The organism is Fructilactobacillus sanfranciscensis, from assembly GCF_029023685.1.
Classification (GTDB): Bacteria; Bacillota; Bacilli; order Lactobacillales; family Lactobacillaceae; genus Fructilactobacillus; species Fructilactobacillus sanfranciscensis.
This window is the reverse complement of the sequence record NZ_CP118925.1, coordinates 944,733-970,967: the sequence shown is the minus strand read 5'-3', so window position 1 is coordinate 970,967 and position 26,235 is coordinate 944,733. Positions and strand designations below refer to the sequence as shown.

Genomic DNA, 26,235 nt, shown 5'->3' with positions numbered 1-26,235 from the left:
TTAAACAATTCCCCAATTTAAAAGTGAGGTAAAGCGGTATGAGTTATGATTATTTGAAAGATGATCCAGAATTATGGGATGCTATTGCAGCTGAAAAACAACGACAGGAAACGACCATTGAATTAATTGCGTCAGAAAACATCGTTTCTAATGCGGTTAGAGCAGCACAAGGATCTGTATTAACTAATAAATATGCTGAAGGTTATCCTGGTCACCGTTATTATGGTGGTTGTGAAGATGTTGATATTGTTGAAAATTTAGCGATTAACCGAGCTAAAGAACTATTTGGTGCTGAATACGTGAATGTTCAACCACATTCTGGGTCGCAAGCAAATGAAGCCGCTTATGCTGCTTTTTTAAAGCCCGGCGATGTTATTTTAGGAATGGATTTGAATGCTGGAGGTCACTTGACTCACGGTGCAAAAGTTAGTTTTTCAGGTAAAATTTATAAATCCTACTCATATGGTTTGAATCATGAGACTGAACTACTTGATTATGACGAAATTAGTAAAATTGCTCATGAAGTTCATCCTAAAATGATTGTTGCGGGAGCTTCAGCATACAGTCGAATTATTGATTGGAACGCATTTCGTAAGATTGCAGATGAGGTTGGAGCATATTTAATGGTAGATATTGCCCATATTGCTGGATTAGTGGCAACTGGTCTACATCCAAATCCAGTTGGAATTGCGGATGTAGTTACCACGACTACTCACAAAACCCTTCGTGGTCCTCGCGGAGGAATGATTCTTTCACAAGCTGAAAATGCTAAAAAATTAAATTCTGCTGTTTTCCCACGTTCTCAAGGTGGTCCACTTGAACATGTGATTGCAGGTAAAGCATCCGCATTTTACGAAGATTTGCAACCTGAATTTAAAAATTATACAAAACAAGTGATTAAGAATGCTCAAGCAATGGCAGATGAATTTGAAAAATCAGGAACTATTAGAGTGGTTTCTGGTGGAACGGATAATCATTTGATGACCATTGATTTAACTAAAACTAAATTAAATGGAAAAGAAGCCCAAAATTTATTAGATTCTGTAAAAATTACGACTAACAAAGAAGCTCTTCCTAACGAAAAATTAAGTCCATTTGTCACTAGTGGAGTTCGAATTGGAACTCCAGCGATTACGTCTCGTGGATTTGGTGAAGGAGATTCACGTAAAGTTGCAGATTTAATTATTAAAGCAATTGAAAACTATGATAATCAAACCGCTTTGAATGAAGTTAAAACTGAAGTTGAGGCAATGTGTGCAACTTACCCAATTACTAGATAAAGAGTAGTAATGTGTGCAACTCACCTAATTACTAGATAAAGAGTAGTAATGTGTTAAAATAATATAAAAAAGAGGAGTGTGTTTGGTATGGGTAAATTTCACATTATGGATCATCCATTGATCCAACATAAATTAAGTATTATTAGAAATAAGAACACTGGAACAAATGAATTTCGTGAAGTAGTTAACGAAATCTCTAATTTAATGGCTTTTGAAGTAACTCGCGATATGCCTTTAAAAGATGTTGACATTGAAACACCAATGGGAACAGCTCATGCTAAAGAATTAGCTGGTAAAAAAGTTGCAATTGTGCCAATTCTTCGTGCCGGAATTGGAATGGTTGATGGAATTTTAGATTTACTTCCAAGTGCTCGAGTTGGTCATATTGGAATGTTCCGTGATGAAGATACCTTGGAACCACATGAATATTTCTGCAAATTGCCATCAGATATTAGTGATCGTGAAGTTTTAGTTGTTGATCCAATGCTCGCTACTGGTGGGTCAGCTATCATGGCAATTGATGCCCTAAAAAAACGTGGCGCTAAAAACATTAAATTTGTTTGTTTAGTATCTGCTCCAGAAGGGGTTAAAGCACTTGAAGAAGCTCATCCAGATATTGATATCTACGCGGCTGCTTTAGATGATAAACTTGAAAATGGATACATTGTTCCTGGTCTTGGTGATGCTGGAGATCGTTTATTTGGGACTAAATAATTAGAATTAAGTAAAAGTTATCTGACTTCTACTTTTTTATATTTTAAAGAAATATTAAAAATTGAAGTATTTGCCTTTGAATTATAATTAAGACAGTGGTAAAATTCTAATGATTTTAGATTGTGATTTTTTTAATTACATTCTAGAATGGGTGGTAAGTTACTGCATCTATTTTCCTTACCGTTCACTAAAATGAAAGGAAAAAAGAGGTGATATATTGTGGACAAGACTCGTACTTTCCAATTGTTTGGGTTAACCTTTAACGTTGGAAATATGATTTCTGGTATTGTTGTGGCTTTAATTGTTTTCGGATTAGTTTTCTATTGTTCGCGAAAAATTCAATTGAAACCAAAAGGAAAACAAAATTTCTTAGAGTATATGATTGACTTTACTAATGGAATTATTAAGTCTACAATGCCAAGCGGTTCAACCAAGGATTATGGGCTTTGGGCATTTACACTTTTCTACTTCATATTAATTTCTAATCTTTTGGGATTGTTTTTACATATTGAAGTTGGCGGAGTGGTTTATGTTAAAAGTCCGACCGCAGACCCAATTGTAGCAATGGCTTTTGCTTTAATGTCATTGTTGATTGCACAATATTCAAGTGTTAAGAAACTCGGGTACAAAAAACATTTTGAAACCTATATGCAACCTATTTCATACTTGTTACCAATTAACTTGATGGAAGAGTTGACTAATTTCTTAACTTTGGGTATTCGGGTGTATGGTAATATATTTGCTGGTGAACTATTAGCAGGATTGATTGCTAAAATGGCCTTTTCTGGTGGAGTTGGAATGATTTTAGTTTCTTCTCCATTAGAATTAGCTTGGCAAGGTTTTTCAGTCTTCATTGGTTGTATCCAAGCTTATGTTTTTGTAACTTTATCATGTGTATATGTTGCTCACAAACTAGTTGTTGAGGAATAAAAAATAGGAGGATTTACTCATGGGTCTTATTGCAGCAGGAATCGCTATGTGTGGTGCCGCTATTGGTGCCGGTATTGGTGACGGAATTTTAATTTCTAAGATGCTTGAAGGGATGGCTCGTCAACCAGAACTTTCAAACACTTTAAGAACTAACATGTTCATTGGGGTTGCTTTGATTGAAGTTATGCCTATCTTAGCCTTCGTTATTGCTATGTTAGTAATGAACAAGTAGTAACGTTTTTCTACTTTTGAAAAAGGAGGTGTCAATAGATGTTTACACATTTAATTGTTGGAGCTGAATTTAACATTGGTGATGCACTATTTTATGCGGTTTTATTTCTTATTTTAATGTTTGGTATCAAAGTTGTAGCTTGGAAACCGGTTACAAAAATGATGCAAGATCGTGCTGACAAAATCTCAAATGATATTGATACAGCTGAGCAAGCAAGAAATAAAGCAGTTGACTTAGAAAAACAACGCCAAGATGCACTTGCTAATTCACAAGAAGAAGCTGGCAAAATCATTAATAAAGCTCAACAAACAGGTGACAAGCGTCGTGATTCAATTATCGAAGAAGCTCGTTCAGATGCTCAATCGCTTAAAGAAAAAGCACAAGCAGATATTGAGCAACAAAAGAAAGATGCTCTCGCCGATTCTAAAAATGACGTAGCAGATTTATCTATTGAAATTGCTTCCAAAATCATTAAGAAGAGCTTAAATGCTGATGATCAAAAGGCATTAATTGATTCTTATATTGAAGGGTTGGGTAATAATGAGTCTAACTAAGCTTGATGTTGCCAAACGTTATTCAAAAGCGCTTTATGAAGCTTTAGCTAGTGACAACGAGGTTGACACTGCCAAAGCAGAATTGAATGCGCTTCAAGAAGTACTTCGTGCAGATCCAGAATTGGAAATTGCGTTAAGCGGAGTTGCTTTGGATGGTAAGCAAAAAGAATCATTATTAAATCCTTTGGTTGCTAGCGTTTCTTCACAATACGTAAAAAATTTGATTAACATGTTATTCGAATATCATCGTATTAATGATTTGGGTGCAGTTATTGATGAATTTAATAATTTATATAATGAAAAACATGGAATTGTAAAAGCAGAAGCAACTACTGCAATTCCATTAAGTCATACTGAAAAGGATAATTTAGCTAAGTCATTCGGTAAACGAATTAATGCTAAAAAAGTTGAATTGTCTACAAAAAATAATCCAGATATTATCGGTGGTGTAATTCTTAGATCATCGGACGTGGTGTTTGATGGAAGTATTCGTACTAAGATTGAACAAGTAAAGCGGTTATTATTAAAATAATGATATCTTTCAATAAAGAGGTGAAACTTTTATGAGCATTAAGGCTGAAGAAATCAGTGCTCTAATTAGAAAACAATTAGAAGGCTATAAAGATGACCTTACTGTAGACGAGACTGGTATTGTTACATATCTTGGTGATGGTGTTGCTCGTGCTTATGGTCTTGATAACGCCTTATCTGGTGAATTGCTTGAATTCCAAAACGGAGTTTACGGAATGGTGCAAAACCTTGAAACTAACAATGTTGGGATCGTTATTTTAGGTGATTACACTGGAATTCGTGAAGGCGATACAGTAAAACGTACCGGACGTATCATGGAAGTTCCTGTTGGTGATGCTATGGTTGGACGTGTTGTTAATGCTTTAGGTCAACCAATTGATGGTAAAGGTGATATTGATACTACCCAAACTGCACCAATTGAACACAAGGCTCCAGGTATTATGCAACGTCAATCAGTTGATCAACCACTTCAAACTGGAATTAAAGCTATTGATGCTTTAGTTCCCATTGGTCGAGGTCAACGTGAATTGATTATCGGTGACCGTAAAACCGGTAAGACTTCAATTGCAATTGATACAATTTTGAACCAAAAAGATCAAGACATGATTTGTATCTACGTTGCTATTGGTCAAAAAGATTCAACTGTTTTACAACAAGTTGATACTTTAAACAAATTTGGAGCAATGGATTACACAATCGTTGTTTCAGCAGGTCCTTCAGAACCAGCTCCATTGTTATACGTAGCTCCTTATGCTGGTGCAACAATGGGTGAATACTTCATGAATAAAGGTAAGTCTGTTTTAATCGTTTTTGATGACTTAACTAAACAAGCTAATGCTTATCGTGAACTTTCATTGATTTTGAGACGTCCTCCTGGTCGTGAAGCTTATCCTGGTGATATTTTCTATACCCACTCACGTTTACTAGAACGTGCCGCTAAATTGAGTGATAAACTTGGTGGTGGTTCAATGACTGCCTTACCAATTGTTGAAACTCTTGCCGGAGATGTTTCCGCTTATATTCCAACCAACGTAATTTCAATTACTGATGGTCAAATTTTCTTGAATGCTGACATGTTCTATGCTGGTGATCGTCCAGCTGTTGATGCCGGAACTTCTGTTTCTCGGGTTGGTGGAGATGCTCAAATTCCTGCCATGAAGAAAGTTGCTGGTACTTTACGAATTGATTTGGCTTCTTATCATGAACTTGAATCATTTGCTCAATTTGGTTCAGATCTTGATGAAGCTACTAAGTCTAAGTTGGATCGTGGTGCTAGAACGGTTGAAGTTTTGAAACAAAAACTTCATGATCCAATTCCAGTTGAAAAACAAGTTTTGATTCTTTACTGTTTGACACATGGTTACTTAGATAAGTTACCAGTAGATGATGTACTAAGATATCAAGCTGAAATTTTTAGTTATTTCGATGATTCACATGCTGATTTATTGAAACAAATTAAAGACACTGGTAAATTACCAGAACAAGCTGATATGGATAAAGCAATTGAAGAATTCGCAAACATTTTCCAACCATCAGTTAAAGATGAAGAAGCTAAATAACTTGAAGGGAGGTCATAGTCATGGTTGAATCAATGAATGAAGTTAAGCATCGAATTGCATCAACAAAAAGTACTCGTAAAATCACGGAAGCAATGGAAATGGTTCAAACGGTTAAGTTAAACCAAATCCAAGGTCAAACAAAAACATATGATCAATATGTTTCTAAGATTAAGTCAGTTGTGATGCACATTGCTAATACTCATATGTTAGACAACCAAAAACCTTCAAGTGCTGATAGTAGTAAGTCTAAGACAGCATACTTAGTGATTACATCGGATCGTGGAATGGTTGGAAGCTACAATAGTAATGCAATTCGTGGAACTAATCGCTTCATCGAAAAGCATACTCCGAACAAAGCAGATTATTTAATCCTTGCAGTTGGGGGTAATGGTGCTGATTTCTATAAAAAAAATGGTGCTGATGTTGCTTACGAATATCGTGGTGTTTCTGATATTCCAACGTTTAGTGAAGTTAAGGAAATTGTTAAAGCAATTAGTCAGATGTACGAAGATGGTGTCTTTACTGAACTATACGTTTGTTCCAATCACTTTGTAAATCGGATTCGTTCTGATTTTAAAGCACAAAAATTGTTCCCAATGGACCGTGAAGCTGTTGAAGAAAGTATGGACGGTGCAAATGGTGCCGGATCAGCTGTTAAGACAGAAGTTTTATCAGCTGAATATGACGTCGAACCTTCTGAAAAAGAAGTATTAGAAGCTATTTTGCCACAATATGCTGAAAGTTTGGTTTATGGAGCTATCTTAGATGCAAAAACTGCCGAGCATTCTTCAAGCTCAATGGCAATGAAAGCTGCTACAGATAATGCTGGCGATTTAATTTCAAGTTTGGAATTAAAATACAATAGAGCTAGACAAGCTGCTATTACTACTGAAATCACTGAAATTACTGGTGGTCAGGAAGCATTGAATCACTAAAGAGGAGGAATTAACGCATAATGAGTACTGGTAAAGTTGTACAAGTTATTGGACCGGTTGTCGACGTTGAGTTTCCCTTAGATAGTGAATTACCAAAAATCAACGACGCTCTTAAAGTTAAAAAAGGTGAAAACGACGTCTTAGTTACTGAAGTTGCACTTGAATTAGGTGATGGAGTAGTTAGAACAATTGCCATGGACGGAACTGATGGTTTACGTCGTGGAATGGAAGTTGAAAATACAGGAGCTCCAATTGAAGTTCCTGTTGGTAATGACACTCTAGGTCGAGTATTTAACGTTTTAGGTGAAACCATTGATGGTGGACCACAATTTGGACCGGATGCTGAACGATGGGGAATTCATCGTCAAGCACCGAAGTTTGATGAAATTAATCCATCAACTGAAGTCCTTGAAACTGGTATCAAAGTTATTGATTTACTTGCCCCTTATATTCGAGGTGGTAAAGTTGGATTGTTCGGTGGTGCCGGAGTTGGTAAGACCGTTTTAATTCAAGAACTAATTCACAATATTGCCCAAGGTCATAACGGAATTTCAGTCTTTACCGGAGTTGGTGAAAGAACTCGTGAAGGTAACGATATGTACTTCGAAATGAAAGGTTCCGGAGTATTGAAACAAACCGCCATGGTGTATGGACAAATGAACGAGTCACCTGGTGCCCGGATGCGTGTTGCATTGACAGGATTAACATTAGCTGAATACTTCCGTGATGAAGAAGGTAAAGATGTGCTATTATTCATTGATAACATCTTCCGATTCACTCAAGCAGGTGGTGAAGTTTCAGCTTTGTTAGGTCGTATTCCATCTGCCGTAGGTTATCAACCAACGTTAGCAACTGAAATGGGACAACTTCAAGAACGAATTACATCAACTAAAAAGGGTGCAATTACTTCTATTCAAGCTGTTTATGTTCCAGCTGATGATTATACCGATCCTGCTCCTGCAACCACATTCGCCCATTTGGACGCAACCACTAACTTGGAACGTTCATTAACTCAACAAGGTATCTATCCAGCCGTTGATCCTTTAGCATCAACATCATCTGCTTTAGATCCCAACATTGTTGGTGATGAACACTTTAAGGTAGCTAGTGAAGTACAACGCGAATTACAAAGATATCGTGAACTTCAAGATATTATCTCAATTTTAGGGATGGATGAATTATCTGAAGAAGAAAAGATCATTGTTGGTCGTGCTCGTCGAATTCAATTCTTCTTATCACAACCTTTCTCTGTTGCTGAAACATTTACTGGAGTTCCTGGTAAATACGTACCTGTTAAGGATACTGTTGCAGGATTTAAAGGTATTTTAGAAGGTAAGTACGATGAAATACCTGAAGATTTCTTCAGAAACTGTGGCCCAATTGAAGATGTAGTTGCTAAATACAACGAATCTAAACAAGGAGCCAACAAATAAGGAGGGTTCTAATTGGCTGATAATAGTTCAGTGTTAACCGTTAGTATCGTTACTCCTGATGGTGAAGTATATTCAAATGATAAATGTTCACTTGCAGTTGTTCAGACACAATCAGGTGAATTAGGTATTATGGCTAATCACATTCCAGTGATTGCTTCTTTAAAAATTGGTTCTGCGCAAATTAAGTCTGCAGAAAATTCTGATATTTTAGCTATAAATGGCGGATTTGTTGAATTTTCTAATAATGAGCTAACTATTGTTGCTGATAGTGCTGAACTTAAAGGTGATATTGATGTTGCTCGTGCTGAAAGTGCAAAGGAACGTGCTCAAGCTCACCTTAAAGAAGCCAATGAGACTCATGATACTGATTCTATGAAACGTGCCGAAGTTGCCCTACGAAGAGCGATTAACCGTATTGATATTTCAGAGCATTAATTAAAAATAACATTAGTTTATTCTAATGCTAAGCGACTGAATTCATAAAAGAATTCAGTCGCTTTTTGTTTGCTGATTTTTAATTTTATTAAGAAACTGTAAAACCATTGGTATAAAGGACATTCTTTAATAATTGTGATATTATTATAGGGGTATAATTGGAGGGAAAAGAAGAATGAATATTTTTGGAATTCAGGCCTTAATTGATGTCGTATGTCAGATTTTTTTTGTACTTTTAGCATTTTGGGCAATACAAGGAGTTCATTTCGAACGGTTTTTACCAATTCAAGAAAAACAAGGAAAAGTTTTAATTGTAATGTTTTCAATTGCAATTGGTTTCCTTTGTAGTTCATTTTTTCTTTCATTTATTGAAAACATAAAAAATTTAACTTTATTATTTTAAAACCTAGGGGATAGTTTCGTGGAAAAGATTATTTTACACGGTGGGCATAAACTTACTGGAAATGTGCATATTGAAGGGGCTAAAAATGCAGTTTTACCAATTTTAGCAGCGACAATTTTAGCTAGTGATGGTGAATCAGTATTAACTAATAGTCCGATTCTTTCAGATGTTCATCTTATGAATGACGTTTTAGAAAGTTTGCATGCAAAAGTTAACTTTGATGAAAATAATAATATTATTACAGTAGATGCAACTGGAAAATTAACTTCAGAAGCACCATTTGAATATGTATCAAAAATGCGTGCTTCAATTGTCGTATTAGGACCATTATTGGCTCGACTAGGAAAGGCACGAGTATCACTTCCTGGTGGATGTGCAATTGGTTCTCGTCCAATTGACATTCATCTAAAAGGCTTTGAAGCGATGGGTGCCCATGTTGAACTTCAAGATGGTTACGTAGAAGCATCTGCTCCAAATGGATTGATTGGTACTGATATTTACTTTGATTTTCCTAGCGTGGGAGCTACCCAAAACGTTATGATGGCAGCGACTCTTGCAAAAGGAACCACTGTTATTAAAAATGTTGCTCGGGAACCTGAAATTGTTGATTTAGTTGAAATGCTAAACCAAATGGGTGCAAAAATTTCTGGAGCTGGAACTGATACAATTACAATTGAAGGAGTCAAAGCACTCCACGGTGTTGAACATACAGTGGTTCAAGATCGAATCGAAGCAGAAACTTATATGGCAGCGGCTGCATTAACGCAAGGTAATGTTTTAATTGAAGATGCAATTGCAGAACACAATGTTCCATTTATTTCTAAACTTCGCGAAATGGGAGTTACAGTTAAACAAGAAAAAAATGGGATTCGAATTATTGGTCCAGATGTTTTGAAACCAGTTGATGTTGAAACAGCCCCATATCCTGGGTTTCCAACTGATATGCAACCTCAAATGACTATTTTACAGCTTGCTGCTAATGGTGTAAGTACTTTAACTGAAAATGTGTTTGAGAATCGATTTATGCATCTTGATGAACTCCGTAGAATGAATGCTAAGTATGAAATTAAGGGTAATGTCGTAGTGATGCATGGACCCACTCAATTTAAAGGGGCCGAAGTTTCAGCGACTGATTTAAGAGCTGCTGCTGCTCTAATCTTAGCTGGTTTAGTTGCAAGTGGAAAAACCACGGTTACTAATCTTAATTACCTTGATCGAGGGTACTATGATATTGAAGCGAAATTACGTAAATTAGGTGCTGATATAAAAAGAGTAAAATAAAAAGAAAAATAGTTTATTTTATTACTATGATATAATTTGATTATTAAATTGAGAATTGAAAGGAAGAAAAATTATGGCTGAAGATATTGGTATTGATTTAGGAACTGCCAATGTTCTTGTTTCTGTTACTGGCAAAGGCGTCGTGCTTAATGAACCTTCTGTCGTTGCTGTTGACACTAAAACTAACAAAGTTTTAGCTGTGGGTAAAGAAGCATACGAAATGGTTGGAAGAACACCTGGAAATATTAAAGCAATTCGTCCTTTAAAGGATGGAGTTATTTCTGATTTTGATGTTACTGAATCAATGTTGACATATTTTATCAACAAATTAAATGTTAAAAAGGTTGTTTCAAAACCTAAAGTAATGATTTGTGCCCCAACTAATATTACTAATATTGAAAGAAAAGCGATTATTGAAGCCGCTCAAAAAGCAGTTGGTGGAGAAGTCTTTATCGAAGAAGAACCTAAAGTTGCTGCTATTGGTGCGGGAATGAATATTTTTGAACCAACTGGTAGCATGGTAATTGATATTGGTGGTGGTACTTCTGATATTGCAGTTGTTTCACTTGGTGACATTGTAGCTAGTGAATCACTTAAAGTTGCTGGTGATGTTATGAATCGCGATATTGTGGAGTACCTAAAACGTAATCGCAACATTGTGATTGGGGAACATACCGCTGAAAATATCAAAAAAGAAATTGGAACTGCTGACTTAGATGTTTCTGAAATCAAAGAAATGAAAGTCCGTGGGCGTGATTCAGTCACTGGAATGCCAAGCTCAATTACAATTAATAATAAAGAAATTGCAGAAGCACTCCATGGTACCATTTCAACTATTATCAATGGTGCCAAAAGTGTACTTGAAACAATTCCCCCAGAATTAGCAGCTGATATTATTGATCGTGGTGTAATGCTAACTGGTGGAGGTTCAATGCTTACTGATATTGATACTGTAATTTCTAGTGCATTAACTGTTCCTGTAATTATTTCAGACGATCCACTTGAAAATGTTGCTAAAGGTGCTGGTGCTCTTTTAGATCATATGGATAAAGAAGCACCAAAAGCAAATAAAAAACGTTTTAGTTTCTTTGGAAATAATAACTAGGATAAGTGTTGAAAAGATTATCAGTTTTCATAATTCATCTTTATCAAAAATATGTTTCTGCCTATACACCAGCTAGTTGTAGATATCAACCAACTTGTTCAAATTACATGCAAATAGCAATTGAACAATTTGGTTTTTTTCTTGGAATTTTAATGGGTCTTTCTAGAATAATTAGATGTAATCCATTTGTAAAAGGCGGATATGATCCAGTTCCAACTTATTTTAGTGTTCGTAGAAACAACCAAATAGTTAATAATTTATTTCTAAAGGAGAAAAATATGTCACGTAAGCAAAAAGAAATCGAGATTAAGGTTATTAATGATTCAGGCGATGAAAATGTTCGTCTTGTACAAATAAATAATCAAACTGTTGGAACTATTTCTGAAAATGACGGTAAGTTTGATGTGATAGTCGGAGAAAATACCTTTCATGAAAAAAATGAAGAAGAAGCTCTTCATCAAGTAATTAGAGAATTTAATTTGCATCAAAGATAGTCATTTTTTGAATTACTGATACTGAGGGGAGTTTATCTTGTTTCAAAGACTACAAGTAAAAAACGATAACAGAATTGATTGGAGAATAATTTTTTGTGTTCTATTGTTAGCTTTAATTGGGATTGGATCAATTTATGTTGCTGCATATCATGATACTGGAACAGTTTCTGTCTTAAAAGCTGTTATTTCACAAATTATTTGGTATGTAATTGGTGCGATTACAATTGTAATTGTTATGCAGTTTGATTCAGAACAACTTTGGAAAATTGCACCATATATATATGGTTTTGGTTTATTTCTCTTGTTTGTTGTTTTGTTTCTATACAGTAGAGCGTACTTTATTCAAACGGGGGCTAAAAGTTGGTTTGCACTGGGACCATTTACTTTTCAGCCTTCTGAAGTTATGAAACCAGCCTATATATTGATGGAAGCCCGGATTATTGCACAACATAATGCAGAGTATCCACATCATACGTTACGCAATGATTGGAATCTAATTGGAAAAATGTTTCTTTGGACACTTCCAGTAATTGTATTATTAAAACTACAAAATGATTTTGGAACTACAATTGTTTTCATTGCAATTCTTGGTGGTTTATTAATTGTCTCTGGAATTTCTTGGGGAATTTTAGGACCTGGTTTATTAGTGTTTTTTGGAATAAGTGGTGCTGCAATTGCTATGGTGGTCACATCCGGTGGACGTTCGATTTTAAGTTCACTTGGTTTCCAAGCCTATCAATTTGCTAGAATAGATAGTTGGTTACATCCTTCTTCTGATTCTGGCAACACAGCTTTCCAACTATGGAGAAGTATGCAAGCAATCGGATCTGGTGGATTAACTGGATCAGGTTTTAACGTTTCTCATGTATATGTACCAGTACGAGAATCAGATATGGTTTTTTCCGTAATGGGAGAAAATTTTGGCTTCATTGGTGGAACAATGTTAATTTTGTTGTACTTTTTATTAATTTACAATATGATTAAAGTTACATTTGAAACAAAAAATGTTTTTTATGCATATATTTCAACTGGGGTAATTATGATGATTTTATTCCATGTGGTTGAAAATATTGGAATGAGTATTGATTTAATTCCAATGACTGGAATTCCATTACCATTTATTAGTCAAGGTGGTTCTGCACTGATTGGTAATATGATTGGTATCGGATTAATTATGTCAATGCAATATCATAATAAGAGTTCTATGTTTAGCACAATTAAAAATTTTTCATAAAAAAGTATGTTTAACATACTTTTTTTATTATCAATAATTATCAAAAAATGATATACTTAGGTTTCCAGAAATTATGAACGGGAGTTAGAAGAATGACAGATAAAAAATTACATTTAGCATTATTATTTGGAGGAGATTCATCTGAACATGATGTTTCAAAACGTTCAGCACATAATATTTATGAAGCTGTAGATAAAAATAAATATGATGTTAGTTTATTTTTAATTACCAGAGATGGAATTATCTTAAGTAATGAAGATTCGCTTCGAGTTTTTGATGGAGAAGAAGAAACCGAAGTAGTTAATGAAGTAGTACCCAAAATGGATTTAAGTAATCCTTTAGAACCCATTATCAATTTAAATAAGGAAAAGAATATTGACGTATTTTTCCCGATTATTCATGGTAATTTGGGAGAAGATGGTACAATTCAAGGTCTATTACGCCTATTGCAAAAACCATATGTTGGTAGTGGTAGTCTAGCTTCTGGTATGGCTTATGATAAAGATATTACAAAAAAAATTCTTGATGTTGTTGGCGTAAGAAATACTAATTATGTTCTTGTTACCCCAGAAAATGATCATGATTGGAATTATGAGAAAATTAGTGAACGACTAAATTCAAAAATATTGTTCATTAAGCCATCACGACAAGGGTCATCAATTGGAATTCATAAAGTTGAAAACCAAAGTGAATATGCTGAAGGAATGAGGGATGCACTTCGTTATGATACAAAGGTCTTAGTTGAAGAAGCAATTGAAGGTCCTGAAGAAGTTGAAATTTCAATTTTAGGTAATGAAAATCCTAAGGGTTCTAAAGTTGGGGCAATTAAGGTTCCAGCTAGCGATGCTTTTTATACTTATGACAATAAGTTCGTTGATGCTAGTAAAGTTGAATTTACAATTCCCGTAGCCCTTCCATCTGGAGTTGCAGATGAAATCACTGATATGGCAATTAAAGCTTTTAAAGCGCTCGAGTTAAAAGGTATGGCAAGAATTGATTTCTTAGTTTCAAAAGATTACACCCCATATCTCGGTGAAATAAATACTTTACCTGGTTTTACGAATATTTCGCTTTATCCTCAACTATGGGAAGCTTCAGGAATTAGTTATACTGAATTAATTGATAAATTAATTGAATTAGCATTTGAAGAATTTGAACGTCAATCTAAAATTGCCCATGATTTTATCCCTTTAAATAGTGGTGATCAGAAAAAAGTTTATGATGCAAACAAATAATTAATTAAAAAGAAGTAGGTTAGACACTGAAACTATAATATTAAACAGGTAAATAAAAGCATCTTCGATAATTAATTTTAACTGAAATTAATTAAATTCGGAGATGTTTTAATTTGGTAAATAATAAATGGTTATTTAAAATTTTTTATTTCTTTTTTGCGTAATTATAGTTATATCGTTGATATTTATTTAGCAAGAATTGAGTTTTTTATTTATATAGTTCAAAATTGAACTTTAATTTTATAAAACAGACAGGAGAATTTTATTTATGATTATCTTTCCATCAAAGTCAATGCTTCAGAAATTAAGTGTAATAGTGAAGCGTCGTCGCGAAGATATCCATATGTCACAAACGGAGTTAGCAAAGGGCATCTGTACCCAAGCAACAATAAGTACTCTTGAGAACAAGGGATGTTTTAAATCATGGGAAAGTGTACCACAAATTTTTGAAAGATTGAATTTAGATATTAATGATTTAGAAAACAAATTTAATTACCAGTATGGTGATCATAAATTAAAGCAAATTGAAAAAAATCTATTAATTCATAATTTTTCAAAAGCTCAAAAACGATTAAATCAAATTAAATATGAAAATTTAGATACTAAGAATTTATTAGCCAGGTATGAATGTAATTCTGGATTTGTTGATTTGTTTGTAAACCATAATCAAGATGATTCCATTAGCAATTTTAATTTAGCCATTAATAAACATCAAACTCGGGACAATCAAATTGTAATTGGTTGGTCATATTTAGGAATTGCATTAGCATATCATGATTTAAATTTAAGAAAACAAACTAAATGCTATTTAAAATTAGCTATTAAAGAATTACATATTTGTTTCCAAAAGAAACATAAGGTAGATGAATTTCGTCAAACAATTCGTTTCGCAATTACTTTACTTGCAATCATTGATAACATTGACGAACCAGAAATTTGCTTAATTGAAAGTAATTTAGTAGTTAAAAAATTAAAACAGAGCCATTCTTTCTACTGTCTTCGTGATTTTTACAATATAATTGGTGATTGTTTAATAAAAATAAATCAAAAAGAAAAAGCTGCTGAATATTTTAACCAAGCAGAACAACTACAAGGTTTATATTCATACAGCAATTTAGAAAAATTAAGTTTGTTTTTTAATTAGTATGTTTTTTTTCGTCTTTAGGGCTAACTAATTGATTTTCTAAGTTAGTTCTAACAACAAGAACGTCTGTTGCTGCGTTTCTAGTAACATATTCAGTAACTGAACCTACTAATAGACGTTCAACAGCATTTAGTCCGGTAGCACCAATCATAATTAAATCAGTCCCTAATTGTTCGGGAAGGTCCTTTGCAATAATTGTTTTTGGAGCACCATATTCGATTGAGTAATCGACTTCCTCTAGTCCTTCATTTTTAGCTTCCACAACGTATTTTTCGAGATTAACTTTAGTTTTTTTTGTAACTTCATTAATAATCGAAGTGTCGAAACTAGAAATATCTTGAAATGTTCGAGTATCAATTACATGAACGATATGAAGATGTGCTTTATTTCTTTTAGCAACCGCAACTGATTTTTTAAAAGCTAATTCAGCCCCATAAGAACCATCAACTGGAACTAAAATATTACGATATTCTTGTAACATTACAATCACCTCATTAGTTTGTTTACCTAATTGTAAGCTTAATAAATTTAAAATCCAATTATTTGTTGATAAATTGCATGATTAATAATTCTGGAATGGCACAACAAATACAGCCTAAAATTAATGTAATTACAATCATAATTAAACTATTAGTTAGTGCTGCCATAAAACCTAGTAATGCCACTAAAATCAAACAAATTCCACTGATTTTAAGAATTTTGCTCAATAATGGATTTTTTTGTGGTTTAAACATTAAAAAGGGTGTAGAGATATGTTTTAAAAAGTAGATTCCATTTCCAAATAAAAGGGCGGAAAATAAGATTATTAAAACTTTAATTGCCATTTTTAGCTCCTTTATTAGCATCGTTTAATCGTTTATATTGTTTTGAAAGTGCATTTTCAAATTTACTATTTTCTTTGGGTTGATAGTATTTGGCATCTTTAATTTTATCAGGTAAATATTGTTGAGCGACCCAGCCATTAGGATAATCATGAGGATATTTATAACCAACTATTCCCAGTTTCTCAGCACCTTTATAATGTGCATCACGAATTGCTAGAGGAATTTCACCATAGTTACCTGATTTAACTTCATCTACTGCAGCATTAATTGCCGCATAACCAGAATTTGATTTTGGTGACAAGCATAATTCAATGATACTGTCAGCTAACGGAATTTGACCTTCTGGAAGACCAAGTCGATCAGCAGCTTGAATTGCAGTGACGGTTCTAGCACAAGCAGCAGGGTTGGCTAAACCAATGTCTTCGTATGCAATTACCATTAAACGTCTTGTTAAAGAATTTAAATCACCTGCTTCGATTAAACGAGCAGCATAGTGAAGTGCAGCATTCACGTCTGATCCACGAATTGATTTTTGTAAAGCAGAAATCACATTATAATGTGCATCTCCAGCTTTATCTTGTGTTAAAGCTTTTTTTTGTAAACAGGTTTCAACATCAACAAGTGTGACATTAATTTCACCATCAATTGGAGCGGTTGATTTAACTGCTAATTCAAGGGCATTTAAAGAACTTCTTAAGTCACCATTTGTACTTTTTGATAAGAAATTCATTGCTTCTGGTTCAAGATTAACGTTTAAATTACCCAATCCGTTTTCTTTGTCCCTTAGAGCTCTTTCGATTCCTTTTTGAATATCGGTATATGATAAAGGATTAACTTGAAAGATTTGTGTTCTAGAACGAATGGCAGGATTGATATTAATATATGGATTTTCTGTAGTTGCACCGATTAAGATAATTTGACCACTTTCTAGTAATGGCAAGAGAAAGTCCTGTTTGGTTTTATCTAGTCGATGAATTTCATCTAGAAGTAAGACTACTGTTCCACTCATTTTTGCTTCTTCAGCCACAATTTGTAAGTCTTTTTTTGTATCAGTTGCGGCATTTAAAATCCGAAATGCGTATTTAGTTGAACCGGCAATGGCACTAGCAATGCTAGTTTTTCCGGTGCCTGGTGGACCATACAAAATCATAGAAGATAATATTTTTGCATGTACCATCCTTTGAATGATTTTTCCGGGTCCGACCAGGTCTTGTTGACCAACTATTTCATCAATCTTTTTTGGCCGCATTCGATATGCTAATGGTTTTTGCATATTACTCCTTTTTATTTGTTAAACAGTTTTTGCCAAAATGTTTTTTTTGTTTCTTCTTTAGGTTTTGAAGGAATTGCTTTTTCATGAAACTCAATATCTCCTTGATTAATTGCATCCTTGGCAGCAACGACAACTGCATAGTCATTAGGATTAGTTCCGTAAATTTTGTCTGTGTTTAAGGTGAATTTAGCGTTGTTTTGAGTGGCAATTTTAATGTATGGACTTTGCATATTTGGGGAAATGTTTCCATTAATTTTAATGGTTAAATTATTATCATTCTTAATTAGATTTTCAACCTCTGCAATTGCTTCAGGGTTAAGTACTTCAGAATCTGTAATTGCTAAGGAAACCCGTTCTTTAAAGGTTCCTAAATATCGTCGTTGTTCATCGGGATTTATTTTTGGGGCTCCACCATTCATTGCTTGATCTAAGCGATTTTGCACATTTTCATTTTCAACTGTCATTTTGTAACTCCTTTATGTTGGTATTTTAATTGTAACATTATTGAAAAAGAGCATACAAAAAAGCAATCTCAAATGAGATTGCTTTTTTTGATACTTTATTTTAACGGTTGTAGTATTCAACAACTAATGAAGTATCGATATTTGCATTTAATTCATCTGGTTGTGGAAGTCTAGTTAATGAACCTTCAAGCTTATCAGCATCAAAAGATACGTAAGCAGGACGGCTAACAACATCATTCACAGCTTCAGTAATAATAGCCATGTTTTTTGACTTTTCACGAACAGAAATAACTTGACCAGGTTTTACTTCGTATGATGGAATATCAACACGTTGACCATCAACAGTAATGTGACCATGGTTAACTAATTGACGTGCTTGACGACGAGTAGTTGCTAAACCTAAACGATAAACAATGTTATCTAAACGTTGTTCAAGTTTGATTTCGAAGTTATCACCATGCTTACCTTCACGAATTTTACCAGCTTTTAAGAAAAGAGCGTAGAATTGACGTTCAGTCAAACCATACATGTAACGCATTTTTTGCTTTTCACGTAATTGAACACCATATTCTGAAAGTTTTTGGCGACGGCCTTGACCGTGAACACCAGGAGCGTAAGGACGACGTTGTAATTCTTTACCAGTACCTGATAATGAAATTCCAAGACGACGAGAAATTCTCCAACTTGGACCTGTATATCTTGACATAATGAATCCTCCAATAAATTTTTTTGGAGTAAAATAAATGATGTACACTTAGTATTCGTGCATATTCCTCTGAACGTTCACCTCAGCAGCCGTGGGTTACTAATTAGACTATCAAATAGCAAGAATATGTTGACGAGCTTACCGTGCACTGCTGCATTATTTTACACGAATTATATTATATCGCGTGTGGTTTATAAAAGTCAATGAATGCAACGACTTGTTTGAATAAAATCACAATTATTATCAATTATTTATGATATAATCTACATTAAAGAGTCAAATACATAAAAAATAAAAAGGGCGGATAACATGCTTAATGCACTTATTGGTATCGTTGTAATTATAGTGATTATTTACATCTCAATTGTTGCTTATCAAAAACACCTTTTGAAGCTAGCAAAAAAAATGGAAACTGAAACAAAACATTTTGAAAGCTTGAAACTAGAAGATGAATTTAATCAGCTAAAGCAGATTGGATTAATTGGAGACTCTTTAGATAAAATTAATGCTGCTGAAACAAAATTCAACAAGATTATTAAAGAAGAATTGCCACAATTAAATTCAATTTTAATGAGTGTTGAAAATAGTTCTAATAGTTTTAATATACTTAAAACTAGAGATTCATCAGATGAGGCACAAAATCTTTTAGAAAAAATTGCTACTGAGTTAGACGATGTTGAGGAAACCTTAAATAAAACTTTTAAGTTAGCAAAAGAGCATCGAGCTGCCGTTTCTGATCTAGAAAATCGTTATAAGAGTTTACGCAAAATTTTGTTAACAAAAAATGGTGATTTTGGTCCTGCTCTTGATGCGCTAGAAGAACGCTTATCTAGTATTGAAGAAACTTTTGATGATTTTTCTAATTTAACTAAGCAGGGCGACCATGCTAACGCTGAAAAAATTTTGGTTGATTTAAATCATGCAACTGTTAATTTAGAAGATATGGTTAAGACAATTCCAGCTTTATATCAAGAAAATCATGTTAAATTTGATAATCAACTGAATGAAATTACAGAAGCATATCAAAAAATGAGATCAGAGGGTTTTGCTTTTGAAGATGATGATTTTGAAATTTCTTTGAAAGAACTACGTCAATCTGTAAATGACAACATCATTAATATTGAACATTTAGATATTGAGTTTGTTAAGGATCAGGATTCACAAATCAATAAACGAATTAATGATTTGTATGAAAAAATGGAAGTGCAAATTAATGCTCGTAAGAAAGTTGATAAATCAATTAAGCAAATTGGTAAGTTTATTGAACACGCGTACTATCAAAATAAGGCTTTAAGCGATGAATTAGAACAATTGAGTCATAATTATTCTTTAGAGCATGGTGAAATTCAGATTACGCAACAACTTGGTAGTAAAATAAATTCAATTGGTAAACAACACGAAACTGATTTAAATTCAATTAATGATGGTAATGCAATCTATACTAGAATCGCAAAAAATCTTGAGACTTTCAAAACTGAACTAACTACAATTGAAAAGAAACAGATGGCTTTAAACGATTCGATTTCTGAGTTTAGTGCTGAAGAGAAAAAAGCTCATCAAATTTTAAATGATTTAAATGCAGAATTACATGCTATTCAAAGAAAAATAGAAAATTTGAATTTGCCTGGCATTTCTGATGATTATGTAGACTATTTTGGTGTTGTTGCAGATGAAATTAACCATCTTAGTTCAACTATGAATAAAGTTAAAATTAGTATGGATGATGTTCAAAAACAACTCGAACAAATCAAATCAGATCGAGATACATTACAAGAAAAAACAGATGATTTGATTGATCAATCAATCTTGGCAGAGCAAGTGATGCAATATGCTAATCGTTATGTAGGAAATGCTCCTGAAATTGATGTAGCTTTAGCTAAGGCGAAAGACTTCTTTGATCACAAATTTCGGTATGCCGATAGTTTAGCTACCATTGCAAATGCGGTTGATAAAGTTGAACCTGGTGCATATCAAAAAATCGAAGATCGGTACTATGATAACAAAGCAAAATCTACTAAAAAATAATAATTACCAGGTCGATGTCTCGACCTGGTTTCGTTTTCTATAAAAATTGGAGGAAATCATGATTTATTTTGATAATAGTGCGACCACTAAAGTTGATAATGATGTATTAAATACTTATCAAAAAGTTAGTGAAAATTATTGGGGAAATCCATCTAGTTTGCACAATTTCGGTGAGAAATCATTTAATTTATTACAACAATCACGTAAACAAATTGCGGATATTTTGGGTGTTGCTCCAGCTGAAATATACTTTACTAGTGGTGGTACTGAGGGTGATAATTGGGTCATCAAGGGAACTGCAATGGCTAAACGTGAATTTGGAAAACATATCATTACTACCCAAATTGAACATGCGGCTGTAAAAAACTCTGCTGCGGCCCTAGAAGATTTAGGCTTCGACGTAACATATTTACCAGTTGATGAAGAGGGACGCGTTTCTGCTAAAGATTTAGAAGTAGCCATTCGTCCAGATACTATTTTGGTATCAATCATGGCAGTTAATAATGAAGTTGGCTCAATTCAACCGCTTGCTGAGATTGCAGAAGTCTTGAAAAAATATCCCAAGATTCATTTTCATGTTGATGCAGTTCAAGGAATGGCTAAAGGAATCCATGACTTGATTTTTAATGATCGGGTAGATTTTATTACCTTTTCTGGACATAAATTTCATGCACCTCGTGGAATCGGATTTATTTATGGAAAGAATGGACGTAAAATCAATCCATTGATGGATGGTGGTGGTCAAGAACGTGGTCAAAGAAGTGGGACCGAAAATCTACCAGCAATTGTTGGAATGGCTAAAGCAGTTCGAATTGTTAAAGACCATGAGAATGAAAGCATTGTTACAGAACAAGCAATTCGGGAAAAAATTTATCATCATATTATTAAACTTGATAAGGTACGAATTTTTTCTAAATTAAATGATCATTTTGCTCATCATATTCTTTGCTTTGCTATTTTAGGAGTGAAGGGAGAAACAATCGTTCATGCTTTTGAAAAAGAAGGAATTTACATCTCCACGACTAGTGCTTGTTCTTCAAAAAAAGGGGTAACATCTGGTACACTAAATTCAATGGGCGTCCCACAATCAGAAGCTAAAAGTGCAGTTCGGATTTCCCTAGGAGATCATAACCAATTAGCAGAGGCCGATAAATTTAATCAGGTTTTTGATAAACTGTATGATCAATTTAAAAAATTAAGTTAATTGTTGTTTATTTTATAGAAAAGAAGTGAAGATTTGAAATATAGCGAAATTATGGTGCGATACGGTGAGTTATCCACCAAAGGAAAAAATCGGCGTGATTTTATTCGTCAATTAGGTAAAAATGTACGTGATGTTTTAACTGAGTTTGAAGGAATTGAAGTTTTAGCACAACGAGATCGACTCCATGTCATTTTAAATGGCAATGATGCTACTCCAGTAATGGATGCGATTGGAAAAGTCTTTGGAATTGAGACCTACTCCCCAGTTGTAAGATTGTCCAAAGATGCAACGCTTGAAGATATCCAAAAAACAGCGCTTGAAATGATTAACGAACAATATGAAGAGGGACAAACCTTCAAGATTACCACTAAGCGTCAAAATAAAGACTATCCCCTCAATACTTATGGAGTTGATAACGGCGTTGGTGGCTATGTTTTAGATAACATTGAAGGAATTAACGTCCAAATGAAGCAGCCTGATATCGACTTGCGAGTTGATGTTCGGCTAACTGGAATTTATCTATCTAGTCTTACCATTCAAGGGGCTTTAGGTTTACCAGTTGGTACAGGTGGAAGAGGAACGATGATGTTATCTGGAGGAATTGATTCCCCAGTTGCCGCATATATGGCAATGAAGCGGGGCGTCAAAGTCGATATGATTCATTTCTTTAGCCCTCCATATACTAGTCAGCAAGCATTAGCGAAAGCAAAGGATTTAACGGCTAAGTTAACTGCTTTTGGTGGGACCATTGATTTTATTGAAGTTCCTTTTACTAAAATTCAAGAAGATATTAAAGAAAAGGTTCCAGAGGGTTATTTAATGACCATTCAACGACGGATGATGCTTCGGATTGCTGCAGCAATTACTTTGGATCGTCATTGTAATGGAGTCTTTACCGGTGAATCATTAGGTCAAGTTGCATCACAAACAATTGAAAGTATGCGAGTAATTAATGAAGTGACGTCATTACCCGTTTTGCGTCCATTGCTTTCGTTAGATAAAACCGAAATTATTAAGATTGCCCGTAAAATTGATACTTATGATCTTTCAATCATGCCATTTGAAGATTGTTGTACGATTTTTACGCCACCATCACCTAAAACTAAGCCTGATTTAGATAAAACAATCAAGTTTGAAAAGAATATTGATGTTGAAGGCTTAATGAAAATGGCTCTTGAAAATCTTAAAGTAACCAAGATTCATGTTGGTGATGACTACTTAAACGCCCAAAAAGACGTTTTTGCAGAATTACTATAAAAATAGTTTAATGGTTGACGAATTCTAATTTGTTGAGTATTATTGTTGTAAATATAAATGCATTGAGCAAGAGGATTAATGGTAATCCCTTTCAGCGAGAGAATAGTAGTGAGAGATTCTTAAGGTAACCATTAATTGTAGCTTGTGAGCAGATATAGTGAATTAATAATAACTATGTCCGGTACCGACCGTTATTCGTTTTGAGTTGGGATTATTGACTAAATAATCCAATTTAGGTGGTACCGCGAGCATTCGTCCTATTTAATAGGATGAGTGCTTTTTTATTTAAATTAAATGAGGTGAAGTTATGTCAAAAGAAGTAGAAATGTCTACCAAGTTCGATCCCCAAGAAGTTGAAAAAGGGATGTACCAAAAATGGCTTAACGCTGGTGTTTTTAAACCTAGCGGTGATCAGAAAGCTAAACCCTATTCCATTGTTTTGCCACCACCAAATGTTACTGGAAAGTTGCATTTAGGTCATGCTTGGAACACCACGTTACAAGATATGCTAATCAGACAAAAACGGATGGAAGGTTACGATACACTCTGGCTTCCCGGAATGGATCATGCTGGAATTGCAACCCAAGCCAAAGTTGAAGCAATGTTACGTGAAAAAGGAATTTCCCGTTATGACCTTGGTCGAGAAAAGTTTATTGATCAAGTTTGGGAATGGAAAGACAAATTTGCCGATACCATTCACCAACAATGGGCTAAACTGGGTCTTTCATTAGACTACAGTCGTGAAACTTTTACTCTTGATGAAAATGTGTCAAAAGCCGTTCGTAAAGTTTTTGTTGATCTATATAATCAAGGCTTAATTTACCGAGCTAAATACATCATTAATTGGGATCCCCAAGCTAGAACTGCTTTATCAGATATCGAAGTTGAACACAAAGACGATAAGGGGGCATTCTATCACGTTAAATATAAATTTGCTGATGGAACCACCTTCAATGGTAAAGACTACATTGAAATTGCTACAACTCGTCCAGAAACGATGTTTGGTGATACAGCAATTGCTGTAAATCCAAGTGATGATCGTTATAAAGAATTAGTTGGTAAAGAAGTAATCGTTCCCTTAGTAAACCGTAAAGTTCCGATTATTGCTGATCATTACGTTGACATTGAATTTGGAACTGGGATGGTTAAAATTACACCAGCTCATGATCCTAATGACTTTAAAGTTGGAAAACGCCATGATTTAGCTGAAATTAACACGATGAATGAAGATGCATCGATGAACGAAAATGCTGGTAAGTATGAAGGTATGGATCGTTTTGATGCTCGAAAAGCGATGGTTAAAGATCTTGAAGATCAAGGATACATGTTAAGAATTGATCCAATCGTGCATGCTGTTGGTCACTCGGAAAGAACTGGAGTTCAAGTTGAATCACGACTTTCTACTCAATGGTTCGTTAAAATGAAACCACTAGCTAAAGCTGCTATGAAGAACCAAGATACTGATGATGCAGTTAACTTTGTGCCTAAACGTTTTGAACATACATTTAAACAATGGATGGAAGATGTTCACGATTGGTGTATTTCGCGTCAATTATGGTGGGGTCACCAAATTCCTGCTTGGTATAACAAAGAAACAGGAGAAATGTATGTTGGAGAGTCAGCACCTAAAGATTCTGAAAACTGGGAACAAGATCCTGACGTGTTAGATACCTGGTTCTCATCAGGCTTATGGCCATTTACTACCATGGGATGGCCTGATAAAAATTCAGAAGATTTTAAACGTTATTTCCCAACTTCAACTTTAGTTACGGGTGATGATTTGGTATTCTTCTGGATTTCTAGAATGATTTTCCAAAGTTTGCATTTCACTGGGCGTCGTCCTTTCAAAGATGTTTTACTTCATGGACTTATTCGTGATCAACAAGGTCGCAAAATGAGTAAATCACTTGGAAATGGTATTGATCCCATGGATGTAATTGCTAAATATGGTGCCGATGCTTTACGTTGGTCATTATCAACGGGAACTACACCAGGTCAAGATGAACGATTTAGTTATGATAAAGTTGATGCATCTTGGAAATTTGTTAATAAGATTTGGAACGCCAGTCGTTATGTAATTATGAATTTAGGAGAGATGGACGCACCAGAAGTTCCTAATGAAGCTGATTTGAATTTATCAGATAAATGGATTCTTTCTCGTTTAAATAAAACAATTGCAAATGTCACTGAAAATTATGATAAATATAACTTTGGTGAAGCTAACCGGACCTTATATGATTTTATTTGGAATGATTTTTGTGACTGGTACATCGAAATGAGTAAAGAAATTCTTACTGGTGATGATGAAAAAGCTAAAGCCAAAACGAGAAATGTCTTGGCATACGTACTTGATCAGTTCTTGCGTCTTTTACATCCCGTAATGCCATTTGTTACCGAAAAAATTTGGTTATCAATGCCTCACAAGGGTGATTCATTAGTTACTGCAAAATATCCAGTTGTAAACGAAAATTTTGTGGATGACAAAGCTGAATCAGATATGAATCATTTGATTGAATTGATTAAGGCAGTTCGTAATATTCGGGCTGAAGCTAATGCTCCATTAGGTAGTCCAGTTGATATTTTGGTTAAAACTAATAATCCTGAACTTAAAGATGTTTTTGAAGCTAACCGTGAATACATTGATCGTTTTGGTCATCCAAGCAAGCTTGAAATTGGTGCGGATGTTAAAGTTCCTAATTTATCAATGACTTCTGTGATTACTGATGCAGAAATTAGTATTCCACTTGCAGAATTAATTGATTTAAATGATGAAGCTGCGCGTCTTGAAAAAGAAGTTAAGAAGTTTGAAGCAGAAGTTGCTCGTGCAAAGAATAAATTGGCAAACGAAAAATTTGTTAATAATGCACCAGCAAAAGTTGTTGATGAAGAAAAAGGTAAGTTGACCGACAACGAAAATAAATTAGCTGCTACTAAGAAACGTTTAGCTGAAATTAAAACTGCTATTCAAAAATAAAAATAAAAA

26 protein-coding genes and 1 other annotated feature are annotated in these 26,235 nt (G+C 34.2%); of the genes, 21 read left to right on the top strand and 5 right to left on the bottom strand.

The window, feature by feature from the left end; translation table 11 throughout:
- Positions 1 to 38 precede the first annotated feature (38 nt).
- The 17 genes from glyA (at position 39) to PY770_RS04855 (ending at position 15,499) form a co-directional block, all read left to right on the top strand.
- The gene (gene glyA, locus PY770_RS04935; RefSeq protein ID WP_275045834.1) at positions 39 to 1,280 is read left to right on the top strand and encodes a serine hydroxymethyltransferase; all 1,242 of its coding nucleotides are present in this window, start codon (positions 39 to 41) and stop codon (positions 1,278 to 1,280) included.
- A gap of 87 nt (positions 1,281 to 1,367) precedes the next feature.
- Positions 1,368 to 1,994 carry a uracil phosphoribosyltransferase gene (upp, locus tag PY770_RS04930; protein ID WP_056957496.1) on the top strand — a complete coding sequence of 209 codons (627 nt, stop codon included), beginning with the start codon at positions 1,368 to 1,370 and terminating at the stop codon, positions 1,992 to 1,994.
- A gap of 219 nt (positions 1,995 to 2,213) precedes the next feature.
- Positions 2,214 to 2,924 (top strand): F0F1 ATP synthase subunit A, encoded by a 711-nt coding sequence (gene atpB, locus PY770_RS04925; protein WP_014082204.1) that lies wholly within the window; start codon positions 2,214 to 2,216, stop codon positions 2,922 to 2,924.
- 19 nt (positions 2,925 to 2,943) lie between these two features.
- Positions 2,944 to 3,156 (top strand): F0F1 ATP synthase subunit C, encoded by a 213-nt coding sequence (gene atpE, locus PY770_RS04920; protein ID WP_014082203.1) that lies wholly within the window; start codon positions 2,944 to 2,946, stop codon positions 3,154 to 3,156.
- A 38-nt stretch (positions 3,157 to 3,194) separates the two neighbouring features.
- The gene (gene atpF / locus PY770_RS04915) at positions 3,195 to 3,710 is read left to right on the top strand and encodes a F0F1 ATP synthase subunit B (RefSeq protein ID WP_103450772.1); all 516 of its coding nucleotides are present in this window, start codon (positions 3,195 to 3,197) and stop codon (positions 3,708 to 3,710) included.
- A complete protein-coding gene (gene atpH / locus PY770_RS04910) occupies positions 3,697 to 4,242 on the top strand; it encodes an ATP synthase F1 subunit delta (RefSeq protein ID WP_014082201.1) in 546 nt (181 codons plus the stop codon). Before atpF ends, atpH begins: the two co-directional genes overlap by 14 nt.
- Before the next feature lie 31 nt (positions 4,243 to 4,273).
- Positions 4,274 to 5,800 (top strand): F0F1 ATP synthase subunit alpha, encoded by a 1,527-nt coding sequence (atpA, locus tag PY770_RS04905; RefSeq protein WP_275045833.1) that lies wholly within the window; start codon positions 4,274 to 4,276, stop codon positions 5,798 to 5,800.
- A gap of 20 nt (positions 5,801 to 5,820) precedes the next feature.
- Positions 5,821 to 6,735, top strand: a complete 915-nt coding sequence (locus PY770_RS04900; RefSeq protein ID WP_163615221.1) for a F0F1 ATP synthase subunit gamma — start codon at positions 5,821 to 5,823, stop codon at positions 6,733 to 6,735.
- Positions 6,736 to 6,755: 20 nt separating this feature from the next.
- Entirely contained in the window at positions 6,756 to 8,168 is a 1,413-nt protein-coding gene (atpD, locus tag PY770_RS04895) for a F0F1 ATP synthase subunit beta (RefSeq protein WP_275045832.1), read from the top strand.
- A 12-nt stretch (positions 8,169 to 8,180) separates the two neighbouring features.
- Positions 8,181 to 8,603, top strand: a complete 423-nt coding sequence (locus PY770_RS04890) for a F0F1 ATP synthase subunit epsilon (protein WP_275045831.1) — start codon at positions 8,181 to 8,183, stop codon at positions 8,601 to 8,603.
- Between the two features lie 175 nt (positions 8,604 to 8,778).
- Positions 8,779 to 9,006: a DUF1146 family protein gene (locus tag PY770_RS04885; RefSeq protein WP_014082196.1), complete on the top strand. Its 228-nt coding sequence runs from the start codon at positions 8,779 to 8,781 to the stop codon at positions 9,004 to 9,006.
- Positions 9,007 to 9,024: 18 nt separating this feature from the next.
- A complete protein-coding gene (gene murA, locus PY770_RS04880) occupies positions 9,025 to 10,287 on the top strand; it encodes a UDP-N-acetylglucosamine 1-carboxyvinyltransferase (RefSeq protein ID WP_275045830.1) in 1,263 nt (420 codons plus the stop codon).
- Between the two features lie 73 nt (positions 10,288 to 10,360).
- Positions 10,361 to 11,392, top strand: coding sequence for a rod shape-determining protein (gene mreB, locus PY770_RS04875; protein ID WP_275045829.1), 1,032 nt, complete (start codon positions 10,361 to 10,363; stop codon positions 11,390 to 11,392).
- Positions 11,393 to 11,400: 8 nt separating this feature from the next.
- Positions 11,401 to 11,886 (top strand): membrane protein insertion efficiency factor YidD, encoded by a 486-nt coding sequence (gene yidD, locus PY770_RS04870; RefSeq protein WP_081462414.1) that lies wholly within the window; start codon positions 11,401 to 11,403, stop codon positions 11,884 to 11,886.
- A gap of 37 nt (positions 11,887 to 11,923) precedes the next feature.
- Positions 11,924 to 13,120 (top strand): FtsW/RodA/SpoVE family cell cycle protein, encoded by a 1,197-nt coding sequence (locus PY770_RS04865; protein WP_163601145.1) that lies wholly within the window; start codon positions 11,924 to 11,926, stop codon positions 13,118 to 13,120.
- 92 nt (positions 13,121 to 13,212) lie between these two features.
- Positions 13,213 to 14,355, top strand: coding sequence for a D-alanine--D-alanine ligase family protein (locus PY770_RS04860; RefSeq protein ID WP_103428451.1), 1,143 nt, complete (start codon positions 13,213 to 13,215; stop codon positions 14,353 to 14,355).
- Positions 14,356 to 14,623: 268 nt separating this feature from the next.
- A complete protein-coding gene (locus PY770_RS04855; RefSeq protein WP_275045828.1) occupies positions 14,624 to 15,499 on the top strand; it encodes a helix-turn-helix transcriptional regulator in 876 nt (291 codons plus the stop codon).
- On the opposite strand, the gene PY770_RS04850 is transcribed toward PY770_RS04855, so the two are convergent.
- From PY770_RS04850 to rpsD, 5 genes are all read right to left on the bottom strand, one after another.
- Complete coding sequence (locus PY770_RS04850; RefSeq protein WP_275045827.1) at positions 15,492 to 15,980, bottom strand: universal stress protein; 489 nt, start codon at positions 15,978 to 15,980, stop codon at positions 15,492 to 15,494. The two genes, PY770_RS04855 and PY770_RS04850, sit on opposite strands and share 8 nt — an antisense overlap.
- A gap of 58 nt (positions 15,981 to 16,038) precedes the next feature.
- On the bottom strand, positions 16,039 to 16,323 hold the full coding sequence (locus PY770_RS04845) for a hypothetical protein (RefSeq protein WP_014082188.1): 285 nt from the start codon (positions 16,321 to 16,323) through the stop codon (positions 16,039 to 16,041).
- The gene (locus PY770_RS04840; RefSeq protein ID WP_103450773.1) at positions 16,313 to 17,596 is read right to left on the bottom strand and encodes a replication-associated recombination protein A; all 1,284 of its coding nucleotides are present in this window, start codon (positions 17,594 to 17,596) and stop codon (positions 16,313 to 16,315) included. Before PY770_RS04840 ends, PY770_RS04845 begins: the two co-directional genes overlap by 11 nt.
- Before the next feature lie 11 nt (positions 17,597 to 17,607).
- Positions 17,608 to 18,060 (bottom strand): YueI family protein, encoded by a 453-nt coding sequence (locus PY770_RS04835; protein ID WP_163600869.1) that lies wholly within the window; start codon positions 18,058 to 18,060, stop codon positions 17,608 to 17,610.
- A 100-nt stretch (positions 18,061 to 18,160) separates the two neighbouring features.
- On the bottom strand, positions 18,161 to 18,766 hold the full coding sequence (rpsD, locus tag PY770_RS04830; RefSeq protein ID WP_041817859.1) for a 30S ribosomal protein S4: 606 nt from the start codon (positions 18,764 to 18,766) through the stop codon (positions 18,161 to 18,163).
- A gap of 309 nt (positions 18,767 to 19,075) precedes the next feature.
- Between rpsD and ezrA the strand changes: the two genes are divergently transcribed.
- From ezrA to PY770_RS04810, 4 genes are all read left to right on the top strand, one after another.
- Positions 19,076 to 20,791: a septation ring formation regulator EzrA gene (ezrA, locus tag PY770_RS04825; RefSeq protein WP_103428454.1), complete on the top strand. Its 1,716-nt coding sequence runs from the start codon at positions 19,076 to 19,078 to the stop codon at positions 20,789 to 20,791.
- 58 nt (positions 20,792 to 20,849) lie between these two features.
- On the top strand, positions 20,850 to 21,995 hold the full coding sequence (locus PY770_RS04820) for a cysteine desulfurase family protein (RefSeq protein ID WP_163600870.1): 1,146 nt from the start codon (positions 20,850 to 20,852) through the stop codon (positions 21,993 to 21,995).
- Positions 21,996 to 22,028: 33 nt separating this feature from the next.
- Complete coding sequence (gene thiI / locus PY770_RS04815; RefSeq protein ID WP_103423083.1) at positions 22,029 to 23,252, top strand: tRNA uracil 4-sulfurtransferase ThiI; 1,224 nt, start codon at positions 22,029 to 22,031, stop codon at positions 23,250 to 23,252.
- 53 nt (positions 23,253 to 23,305) lie between these two features.
- Positions 23,306 to 23,515, top strand: a binding site (T-box leader).
- A gap of 44 nt (positions 23,516 to 23,559) precedes the next feature.
- A complete protein-coding gene (locus PY770_RS04810; RefSeq protein ID WP_103423082.1) occupies positions 23,560 to 26,226 on the top strand; it encodes a valine--tRNA ligase in 2,667 nt (888 codons plus the stop codon).
- Positions 26,227 to 26,235: the final 9 nt, after the last annotated feature.